Raw genomic sequence first — 9,672 nt, forward strand, 5'->3', positions numbered from 1 at the left:
GGAACTGCGCGACCAGCCACCCACACACCCGCAGACCAAGACCGGGCCCAGCGCCCCGCAATTACGCGGGTGAGTGGATCTCCCCGAGGCCGTTAGGATTTCGACCATGGCGGCCACTGGATCCGAGAAGCAGGGGGCGAATGACGTGAAGTCGTTCTACGTCTCGACCCCCATTTACTACGTCAACGACGCTCCTCACCTGGGCCACGCCTACACGACCGTCGCAGGCGACGTGCTCACGCGCTGGCACCGTCAGCGCGGCGAGAAGGTGTGGTACCTCACCGGCACGGACGAGCACGGTCAGAAGATCATGCGCACCGCGGAGGCGAACAACGTCACGCCGCAGGAGTGGTGCGACAAGCTCGTCGAGGAGGCCTGGAAGCCCCTCTGGGAGCACCTGGAGATCGCGAACGACGACTTCATCCGTACGACGGAGAAGCGGCACACCGACCGGGTGCAGGAGTTCGTCCAGGACCTGTACGACAAGGGCGAGATCTACAAGGGCGGCTACGAGGGCCCGTACTGCGTGGGCTGCGAGGAGTACAAGCTCCCCGGCGACCTCATCGAGGCCGAGGACGGCACCAAGCTGTGCCCCGTCCACAAGAAGCCGGTGGAGATCCTCAAGGAGGAGAACTACTTCTTCAAGCTCTCCGAGTACGGCCCGAAGCTGGTCGAGTTCTACGAGGCCAACCCCGGCTTCATCCAGCCCGAGTCGGCCCGCAACGAGGTCGTGAACTTCGTCAAGCAGGGCCTCCAGGACCTGTCGATCTCCCGCTCCACCTTCGACTGGGGCGTCCCGGTCCCGTGGGACGACAAGCACGTCATCTACGTGTGGATCGACGCCCTCCTGAACTACGCCACCGCCGTCGGCTACGGCTCCGACCAGGCGAAGTTCGACGAGACCTTCCCGGCGAACGTCCACCTCATCGGTAAGGACATCCTCCGCTTCCACGCGGTGATCTGGCCCGCGATGCTGATGGCGCAGGGCCTGCCGGTGCCGGGCAAGGTCGCGGCCAACGGCTGGCTGATGGTCGGCGGCGAGAAGATGTCGAAGTCGAACCTGACCGGCATCAAGCCGCAGGACCTCACCTCGCACTTCGGCGTCGACGCCTACCGCTGGTACTTCCTGCGGGCCATCGCCTTCGGCCAGGACGGCTCGTTCTCCTGGGAGGACTTCACCGCCCGGTACACCTCGGAGCTCGCCAACGACTACGGCAACCTCGCCTCGCGCGTGGCGGCGATGGTCGGCAAGTACTTCGGCGGCACCCTGCCCGCGGCCACGGCCGCCGGCGAGGCCGAGCAGGCGATCGCCGACGGCCTGGCGAAGGCCGTGGCCGAGGCGGACCGGAAGATCGGCGACGAGCTGGACTTCCAGGGCGGCATCCTGGCGGTCTTCGACTTCGTGAAGCAGGTCAACGGCTACATCACGGAGCAGGAGCCGTGGAAGGTGGCCAAGGACGAGTCGGAGGAGGGCCGGGCGCGCCTGGCCACCATCCTCTACACCGCCGCCGAGGCGCTGCGCGCGGTCGCCGTGCTGCTCAACCCGGTCATGCCGGACACCTCGCAGAAGCTGTGGGACTCGCTGGGCGCCGAGGCGGCCGACCTGGGCCCGCTGGCCGACCAGCGCGTCCAGGACGCGGGCCGCTGGGGCCTGCTGCCGGCCGGGGCGACGGTGACGAAGGGCGCGGTGCTGTTCCCGCGCCTGGAGGAGAAGCCCGCGTAACGCGTGCGCGTGAAAGGCCCGGAACCCCGGCGAACGGGTTCCGGGCCTTTCGTCTGCCCCGCCCCGGGTTGCGGGCCGCGTCCCGTACGCGCACGCTGCGCACACGGGGATACGTACCGAGGGGGTGCGCACAGTGACGAGGAGCACCGAACAGGAGCAGGCGGAGGACGACGCACGACGCCGCCGCGAGGAGCTGCTGGAGAAGGTCCGCGAGGCGAACCGGCAGAGCACCAGCCGCCCGTGCGGCCCGCCCTCGCCGGACCCGCTGGGCCCGGCCGAGGACTGAGCCGCCGCCCGGGGGTCAGCGGGCGAGTGCCGCCGCGTCCCCCATCACCACCACCGGAGTACGCGCCGGGTCCAGCGCGAGCAGCAGTTGCCGCATCCGCTCCTTCGGCAGTGCCACGCAGCCGTGGGTGGGGCCGCCGTGGTCGACGTGGAGCCAGATGCCGCCGCCCCGGCCGGCGCCGAGCGGACGGGTCCAGTCCAGCGGGGTGGTGCCGGGCCGGCGGTTGTAGTTGACCGCCACCACGTAGTCGAACGACCCGGCGAGCGGTTCGCCCTCGACGCCGGTTCCGCGCGCGGTGAAGGCCGAGGTGCGGTCGTACGTCAGTCGCGTACCGGGGTCGGCGAGCCGGCCGCCCGCGTCGGTCAGGCCGAAGACGCCGACGGGCGAGCGCAGATCGCCCGCGTGGTGCTCGTCGGTCCAGCCGCGCGCCGCGTTGCGGGCGGGCCAGGGGCCGCCGGCGGGTGTCCAGCCCTGCGCCGGGTCGCGGGTGTAGAGGACGGCGGTGGACCGGCTGGCGTCGCGCCCCTCGCCGGTGACGACGAGCACCTGGGTGCTGGCGGCGGGGACACGGGCCCGGGTGCCGGGGCCGAGCGCGGGGATCTCACGGGGGCGTACGGGTGCGGGCGCGGCCCGTCCGGCGTGCGCGCCGCTCCCCGCGTCGGTGGTCACGTCGGCCAGCGTCCCGGGCCCGTCGCCCTCCTCCCGTACGCCCTCGCCGTTGTGGCCGCACCCGGTGAGCAGCAGCGCCGCCAGGGCGACGGCGGCCCGGGCTCCCCGGGAGCTCCGGGCGGAACGCGAGGACATGGTGGGGCCTCCGCGCGCGCGGCGGGCGGCGGTCACCGGCCCCTCCCCTTGAGGACGGGGCCGGGGGTGGGGGCCTCGGTGGGCGGGGAGAGGTCGTAGGCCGCGCTGTCCAGGAGCGCGCGGACCTCGGCTGCGCGCCGGTCGGGGTCGGGGCCGCCGGCGCACACGGTGGCGTACAGGACCGTCGTGGGGTCGGCCGTCGCGCGCGTGGTCGTGTAGTAGGCGGTGGCGCCCATCCGGCGGCAGCCCGCCGGAACCTCGCGGGCGCGCTCCATGGCGGTCCCCGGCGGCAGCGCCTGGCCGCCGTCCCGGCCGCCCGGCAGCCCCCACAGCGTGAGCAGCGGGCTGCCGGGCGCCAGCCGCTCCAGCGGCTCGCACAGCACCCCGGTGCCGTCCGGCTTCCTCAGCTCCGAGCAGGCCTCCTCGTACGACCTCAGCGGCTGCCCGGCCACATAGCCGGCCGGCAGCGTCTTGCTCTTCTGCGCCACCCCGTCGGGCAGCCGCAGCGCGGACCAGGACGCGGGCAGCCGCAGCACCAGACCGCCGAGGTCGGGGAAGGCGGCCCGGAGCCCGGCGGGTTCGGTCACCGCGCGCGGGGACGCGGCCGGCGGCACCCGCTCCTGTGCGCCGCGGAGCGCGTCCGGCAGCAGCGCGCCCGCCGCCACCAGCGAGACCACCGCCGCCACCGCGCCTCCGGCGGCCCGGCGGCGCCTGCGCCGCGCCAGCCGCTCGCGCACCTTGTCCAGCCGGGTCGCGGGGTCCGGCAGCCGGGGCACGGCCCGCTCCAGCAGGACCCGCAGCGCCTGCTCGTCGTCCCCCAGGGGTGGGCCTTGGTCAGTCACGGTGCTCCTCGACCAGTACGGGCAGCAGCCCCCGCAGGGTGCGCAGCGCCTTGGCGGCCTGGCTCTTGACCGTGCCCGGCGCACAGCCGAGCACCGCCGCCGTCTCGTCCACCCCGAGGTCCTCGAAGTAGCGCAGCACCACCACCGCGCGCTGCCGGGCGGGCAGCGCGCGGACGGCCGCCGCCAGCGACTGCTCCAGGTCGACGCTCTCGTACGCGTCGAACGGGCCCGCCGCGTCCGGGAGTTCGCCGTGCGGGACCTCGCCCCGCCAGCGCCGCCGCCACCAGGAGGTGTAGGTGGTCACCAGCGTCTTGCGGACATACGCCTCGGGGTGGTCGTCGGCTATCCGGTGCCATCGGGGCCACACCTTGGCGAGCGCGGTCTGGAGCAGGTCCTCCGCCAGATGCGCGTCGCCGGTCAGCAGCCAGGCCACCCGCAGCAGCCGGTGCCCCCGGGCGGCGACGAACTCCTCGAATCCGTCGGGTCCTGGGGGGCGCATGGTCGTTTCCTCGTCTGTCCGTCCGGGCTCTCACACCTGTCGAACGCGGTGGGATCCCCGGCAGGTTGCCCCGGACACGGAGAAGGACCCGGATCCGCGATGGATCCGGGTCCTTCTCCGTACGAGGAGTGCGTTCGTCTGCGGGCCGGTGGGGGCTGGTCGCGCAGTTCCCCGCGCCCCTAAAAGGCTCGGCTTCGCCATCGCCGTCGCCCGTACCCCCTAGGGGCGCGGGGAACTGCGCGAGCAACCACCCACTCACCCGCAGACAAAGACCGGGCCTACTTCTCCGCGCCCTTGGGCGCGACCGGCTTGCGGAGCTGGATGTTCAGCTCGCGCAGCCGCGTCTCGTCCAGCTCGGTGGGCGCGCCCATCATCAGGTCCTGCGCGTTGCCGTTGAGCGGGAACGCGATGGTCTCGCGGATGTTGGGCTCGTCGGCGAGCAGCATCACGATGCGGTCCACGCCCGGGGCGATGCCGCCGTGCGGCGGGGCGCCGAGGCGGAACGCCTTGAGCATGCCGCCGAACTCGCGCTCCACGGTCTCCCGGTCGTACCCCGCGACCTCGAACGCCTTGAACATGATCTCGGGCTCGTGGTTCCGGATCGCGCCGGAGGACAGCTCGATGCCGTTGCAGACGATGTCGTACTGCCAGCCGAGGACGTCCAGCGGGTCCTGGGTCTCCAGCGCCTCCAGGCCGCCCTGCGGCATCGAGAAGGGGTTGTGCGAGAAGTCGATCTTGCCGGTCTCCTCGTCCTTCTCGTACATCGGGAAGTCGACGATCCAGCAGAACCGGAAGACGCCCTCCTCGAAGTGGCCGGCGCGCTTGGCGGCCTCGACGCGGACCGCGCCCATGATCTTGGAGACCTCGTCGTACTCGCCCGCGCCGAAGAACACGGCGTGCCCGGCCGCGAGGCCCAGGCGCTCGGTGAGGACCTTGACGTTCTCCTCGGTGAGGAACTTGGCGATCGGACCCGCGAAGGTGCCGTCCTCGCCGACGCGGATCCAGGCCAGGCCCTTGGCGCCGTGCTCCACCGCGTACTCACCGAGGCCGTCGAAGAACTTGCGGGACTGGCCCGCGACGTCCGGCACCGGCAGGGCGCGCACGTGCTTGCCCGCGAACGCCTTGAACTCCGAGCCCTCGAAGACGTCGGTGATGTCGACGAGCTCCAGCTTGGCGCGCAGGTCCGGCTTGTCGTTGCCGTACTTCAGCATCGACTCGCGGAACGGGATGCGCGGGAACGGCGAGGTGACGTGGCGGCCGCCGCCGAACTCCTCGAACAGCTCGGTCATCAGCTTCTCGACGGGCTGGAAGATGTCCTCCTGCTCGACGAAGCTCATCTCGATGTCGAGCTGGTAGAACTCGCCCGGCGAGCGGTCCGCGCGGGCGTCCTCGTCGCGGAAGCAGGGCGCGATCTGGAAGTAGCGGTCGAAGCCCGAGATCATCAGCAGCTGCTTGAACTGCTGGGGGGCCTGCGGCAGCGCGTAGAACTTGCCGGGGTTCAGCCGGGAGGGGACGACGAAGTCGCGGGCGCCTTCGGGGGAGGTCGCGGCGAGGATCGGGGTCGCCATCTCGTTGAAGCCGAGCGCGGTCATCTTGTGGCGCATCGCCGAGATGACGGCCGAGCGCAGCATGATGTTGCGGTGCATGCGCTCGCGGCGCAGGTCAAGGAAGCGGTACTCCAGGCGCCGCTCCTCGTTGACGCCGTCCTCGGCGTTGATCGTGAACGGCAGCGGGCCGGCCGCGCCGAGCACCTCGACCTCACCGACCTCGATCTCGATCTCGCCGGTCGGCAGGTCCGCGTTCACGTTCTCCGCGCCGCGCGAGACGACCTTGCCGTCGATGCGGACGACGGTCTCCTTGGAGAGCTTGTCCAGGACCTCCGCGCCGGCCGTGCCGGGGCGGGCGACCAGCTGGGTGATGCCGTAGTGGTCGCGCAGATCGATGAAGAGGATGCCGCCCAGGTCTCGGCGATTGTGCAGCCAGCCGCTCAGCCGGACGTCGGCGCCGACGTCGGAGGCGCGGAGCTCGCCGCAGGTGTGGGACCTGTACCGATGCATTTCTTCATCCAGTTCTTCGCGTGACAGGCGGGAAACAGTCCCTCCAGGTTACCGGCCGGGCCCAGCAGCTCTCGCCGGTATAAAACGGGCTGCCTAGAGTGGGGATCATGCGCACCGAGGACGTCCTGGCTGCGATCGCCACCGGGCTGTGGCGCTGGGACACCGCGTCCGGAACGGTCACGCTCGACGCCGAGGCCGCCCGCCTGCTCGGGCTGCCCGCCGAGCGGGTCGAGCTCACCGAGGCCGCCGTGCGCTCCCGCTTCCACCCCGTCGACTGGAACGAGGTCGACCAGATCGTCGCGCTGGCCGTCGCGGAGGGCACGCTCGCCGAGGCCCGGATCCGGATCATGGACGAGAACGGGCGGGTGCTGCGTACCGTACGCAGCCGTTCCAAGCCGGTGTTCGAGCAGGACGCCGAGGGCCCGGACCACGTGCTGGTCGGCACCCTCCAGGAGGTCGCCGAGCCGGGCCCCGACGCCACCGCCGCGCACCCCTCCATCACCGGCGACTGGCGGCGCTCCCGGGAGGCGTTCCTGCTGGACGCGGGCCGGGCGCTGGCCGAGGCCCGCTCCACGGCCGAGGTGCTGCGGGTGGCGGCCTCGCTGTCCATGCCGGGCTTCTCGCCGGACGGGCTCGCCGTCTTCGGGGTGGCGGGCGACCGGCTCTCCATCATCGGCCACCACGGGCACAACCCCGGCGACGACGGCCCCTTCGCGGACATGCAGCTGGACACGGACTACCCGGCCGCCGACGTCGTACGGACCGGCCGGGCCATCTATCTGCCCACCCCCGAGGAGTACCGCCGCCGCTATCCGGCCACCTGGCCGCTCGCCCAGCGCTTCGACCGCCGCTCCTGGGCCTTTGTCCCGCTGATCGTGGCCGGGCGGACCATCGGCACCTGGATGGCCGCCTTCAAGCACCCGGTGGCCTTCACCCCCGACGAGCGCTCGGTGCTCACCACGGTGGCCCGGATGCTCGCCCAGGCGCTGGCGCGGGCGGGCGAGGCCGAGTCCGAGCGGGAGCTCTCGCTGGGCCTCCAGCGCTCGATGATGCCGACGCTGGGCCCCGAGATCCCGGGGATGACGGTTGCCGCGCGCTATGTGCCGACCGGCGGCGGGCTCCAGGTGGGCGGCGACTGGTACGACATGATCCCGCTGCCGTCCGGCCGGTTCGCCCTGGTCATCGGGGACGTCCAGGGCCATGACGTCCGGGCGGCGGGCCTGATGGGCCAGCTGCGCATCGCCCTGCGGGCGTACGCGAGCGAGGGCCACCGCCCCGACGCGGTCCTCTCCCGCGCCTCGCGCTTCCTGTACGGGATCACCGAGTCGTACGGGGAGTCCTACGACGGGGACGGCGACGACTACCCGCGCTTCGCGACCTGCCTCTACATCGAGGTCGACCCGGCGACGGGCGGCCTGGACATCGCCCGCGCCGGGCATCCCGACCCCGTCATCCGTACGGCCGAAGGCACCGCGCTGATCCGCCAGACCTCGGGCGGGCTGCCGCTGGGCATCGAGGCGGACTCGGACTACCCGACCACCCGGCTCGTCCTGGAGCCGGGCGAGACGATGATGATCTGCACGGACGGGCTGATCGAGACCGGCGGCCACGACATGGGCTCGGGCTGGACCCGGCTGCGCCCGGTCCTGGAGGAGGAGACCGGGGACAACCTGGAGAAGCTGGCGGACGCGCTGGTCCAGGCGGTGCACGGGCCCTCCTCGCACCACACGGTGGGCCCGCTGGCCGACCGCCGCGAGGACGACATCGCGGTGCTGCTGCTGTGCCGCAACAGCGACGTGTGCGGCTGCGGCACGGCCCCGGGCGCCCGGGCGGTCCCGGCCCGCCGCACCGCCGTGACCGTGGCCCAGGCCGAGCCGCACCGAATCGCCGGGGTCCGTGGCCAGCTGCGCGAGCTGCTGCACGACTGGGCGGACGACGAGCAGGTGGACGCGGCGGTCCTGATGGTCTCCGAGATGGTCACCAACGTCCTGGTCCACACGGACGGCGACGCGCTGCTGGTCGCGGAGGCCACCGGTGAGCCCGGCACGCGGCGGCTGCGCGTGGAGGTGGCCGACGCCAGCGACGACCTGCCGCACAAGCGCCGCCCCGGCGAGATGGCGTCCAGCGGGCGCGGCCTGGTGCTGATGGAGATGCTGGCGGACCGCTGGGGGGTGGACCCCAGGGGCGAGGGGAAGTCGATCTGGTTCGAGCTCTACGAGGGGTTGGACGGCGGGGGCGGCTCGGAGGCGTAACGCTTCCGCAGCTCGCCGAGGACGCCGAAGCCGGCGGCGGCGACGGGCACGGCGAGCAGCATCCCGAGCAGCCCGGCGACACTGGCCCCCGCCGTGATGGCGATCATGACCATGGCGGGATGCATCTGCACGGTCCGGCTCTGGATCATCGGCTGCAGGATGTGCCCTTCCAGCTGCTGGACGGCGAGGACGACCCCGAGCGTCCAGAGCGCGATGCCGAGCCCCCGGTCGGCGAGCGCCACGAGGACGGCGACCGCGCCGGAGACGAAGGCGCCGAGGTACGGGATGTAGGCGCCGATGAACACGAGCGCGCCGAGGCCGATGGCGCCGGGGACGCGGAGGATGAGCAGCCCGACCGTGATGCACAGGGCGTCGATGAGGGCGATGAGCGTGGTCCCCCGCATGAACCCCTCGACGGCCTCGAAGGCCCGCCGGGCCATGGCCTCCACGACGGGCCCGGTGCCGCGCGGGGCGAGCGAGTGGGCCAGGTGGACGGCCCGGTCGGAGTCCTTGAGGAAGAAGAACGTCAGCAGCAGCGACAGGACCCCGGTCGCGATGAGCGAGCCCACGATGCTGAGGCCGGTGAGCAGCCCCGAGGCGGCGGTCGCGCCGAACTTCCCGAGGAGCGGTTTGGCGTTGTCGGCGAGGCTGGAGACGCCGTCGCCACCGGCGACCCCGAAGTGGTCGGCCAGCCAGTGCCCCGCCTGCCGCAGCGAGTCGATGATCTGGTCGCCGGTGTCGATGAGGGCGCTGACGACGACGTATCCGGCGCCGCCGACGACCGCGACGAGGGCGACGCAGGTGAGTCCCGCCGCGAGGGACCGCTTCATCCGCAGCTTCAGCAGCTGCCGGAAGACGGGCCCGAGGAGGGCCGTGCCGAGCAGGGCGAGCAGTACAGGGGTGACGGCGGTCTTGAACACCACGCACAGCCAGATGGCGACGGCGGCGACGCCGGTGGTCAGCAGCACGACGACGCACCAGGCGGCGAGCCGGCGGGCGGGCTCGGGGAGGAGTGGGTTGGTCTCCACGGGGCCAGCGCACCACGCCGGATGCGACGCCGCGCGTGGGACGCGCCCGGCCGGGTGTCCCCCACCCACCCCTTCCCGAAAGCCCTGGCCGGGCGGCTGGGTGCTACGGCTGCGGACCGTGGTGGGTTGCTCGCGCAGTTCCCCGCGCCCCTAACCACCTAGGGGCGCGGGGAACTGCGCG

General features: G+C 72.6%; 8 protein-coding genes. 3 read left to right on the top strand and 5 right to left on the bottom strand.

Translation table 11 applies throughout. From position 1 onward, the window contains the following. Positions 1-106: 106 nt before the first annotated feature. Positions 107-1,723 carry a methionine--tRNA ligase gene (gene metG / locus ABD236_RS01950; protein WP_344069105.1) on the top strand — a complete coding sequence of 539 codons (1,617 nt, stop codon included), beginning with the start codon at positions 107-109 and terminating at the stop codon, positions 1,721-1,723. Between the two features lie 133 nt (positions 1,724-1,856). After that, complete coding sequence (locus ABD236_RS01955) at positions 1,857-2,009, top strand: hypothetical protein (protein ID WP_344069108.1); 153 nt, start codon at positions 1,857-1,859, stop codon at positions 2,007-2,009. A gap of 15 nt (positions 2,010-2,024) precedes the next feature. Here the strand turns inward: ABD236_RS01955 and ABD236_RS01960 are convergent, their stop codons facing one another. From ABD236_RS01960 to aspS, 4 genes are all read right to left on the bottom strand, one after another. Beyond that, complete coding sequence (locus tag ABD236_RS01960) at positions 2,025-2,813, bottom strand: L,D-transpeptidase family protein (RefSeq protein ID WP_344069111.1); 789 nt, start codon at positions 2,811-2,813, stop codon at positions 2,025-2,027. 32 nt (positions 2,814-2,845) lie between these two features. After that, the gene (locus ABD236_RS01965; RefSeq protein WP_344069114.1) at positions 2,846-3,655 is read right to left on the bottom strand and encodes a hypothetical protein; all 810 of its coding nucleotides are present in this window, start codon (positions 3,653-3,655) and stop codon (positions 2,846-2,848) included. After that, on the bottom strand, positions 3,648-4,154 hold the full coding sequence (locus tag ABD236_RS01970) for a SigE family RNA polymerase sigma factor (protein WP_344069117.1): 507 nt from the start codon (positions 4,152-4,154) through the stop codon (positions 3,648-3,650). The genes ABD236_RS01965 and ABD236_RS01970 overlap by 8 nt, the downstream gene beginning before the upstream one ends. Before the next feature lie 278 nt (positions 4,155-4,432). After that, on the bottom strand, positions 4,433-6,211 hold the full coding sequence (aspS, locus tag ABD236_RS01975) for an aspartate--tRNA ligase (RefSeq protein ID WP_344069120.1): 1,779 nt from the start codon (positions 6,209-6,211) through the stop codon (positions 4,433-4,435). Between the two features lie 107 nt (positions 6,212-6,318). Here aspS and ABD236_RS01980 point away from each other — a divergent pair, with 107 nt between their 5' ends. Then, positions 6,319-8,463, top strand: coding sequence for a SpoIIE family protein phosphatase (locus ABD236_RS01980; RefSeq protein WP_344069124.1), 2,145 nt, complete (start codon positions 6,319-6,321; stop codon positions 8,461-8,463). On the opposite strand, the gene ABD236_RS01985 is transcribed toward ABD236_RS01980, so the two are convergent. Then, on the bottom strand, positions 8,424-9,491 hold the full coding sequence (locus ABD236_RS01985) for an AI-2E family transporter (RefSeq protein ID WP_344069127.1): 1,068 nt from the start codon (positions 9,489-9,491) through the stop codon (positions 8,424-8,426). The two genes, ABD236_RS01980 and ABD236_RS01985, sit on opposite strands and share 40 nt — an antisense overlap. Positions 9,492-9,672: the final 181 nt, after the last annotated feature.

This window comes from Streptomyces crystallinus (assembly GCF_039521265.1).
Lineage (GTDB): Bacteria > Actinomycetota > Actinomycetes > Streptomycetales > Streptomycetaceae > Streptomyces > Streptomyces crystallinus.

What these genes read in the sequence shown, in the direction of transcription:
- metG (WP_344069105.1), top strand. Translation starts at nt 107, where the DNA reads ATGGCGGCCACTGGATCCGAGAAGCAGGGGGCGAATGACGTGAAGTCG.
- ABD236_RS01960 (WP_344069111.1), bottom strand. Translation starts at nt 2,813, where the DNA reads ATGTCCTCGCGTTCCGCCCGGAGCTCCCGGGGAGCCCGGGCCGCCGTC.
- ABD236_RS01970 (WP_344069117.1), bottom strand. Translation starts at nt 4,154, where the DNA reads ATGCGCCCCCCAGGACCCGACGGATTCGAGGAGTTCGTCGCCGCCCGG.
- aspS (WP_344069120.1), bottom strand. Translation starts at nt 6,211, where the DNA reads ATGCATCGGTACAGGTCCCACACCTGCGGCGAGCTCCGCGCCTCCGAC.
- ABD236_RS01980 (WP_344069124.1), top strand. Translation starts at nt 6,319, where the DNA reads ATGCGCACCGAGGACGTCCTGGCTGCGATCGCCACCGGGCTGTGGCGC.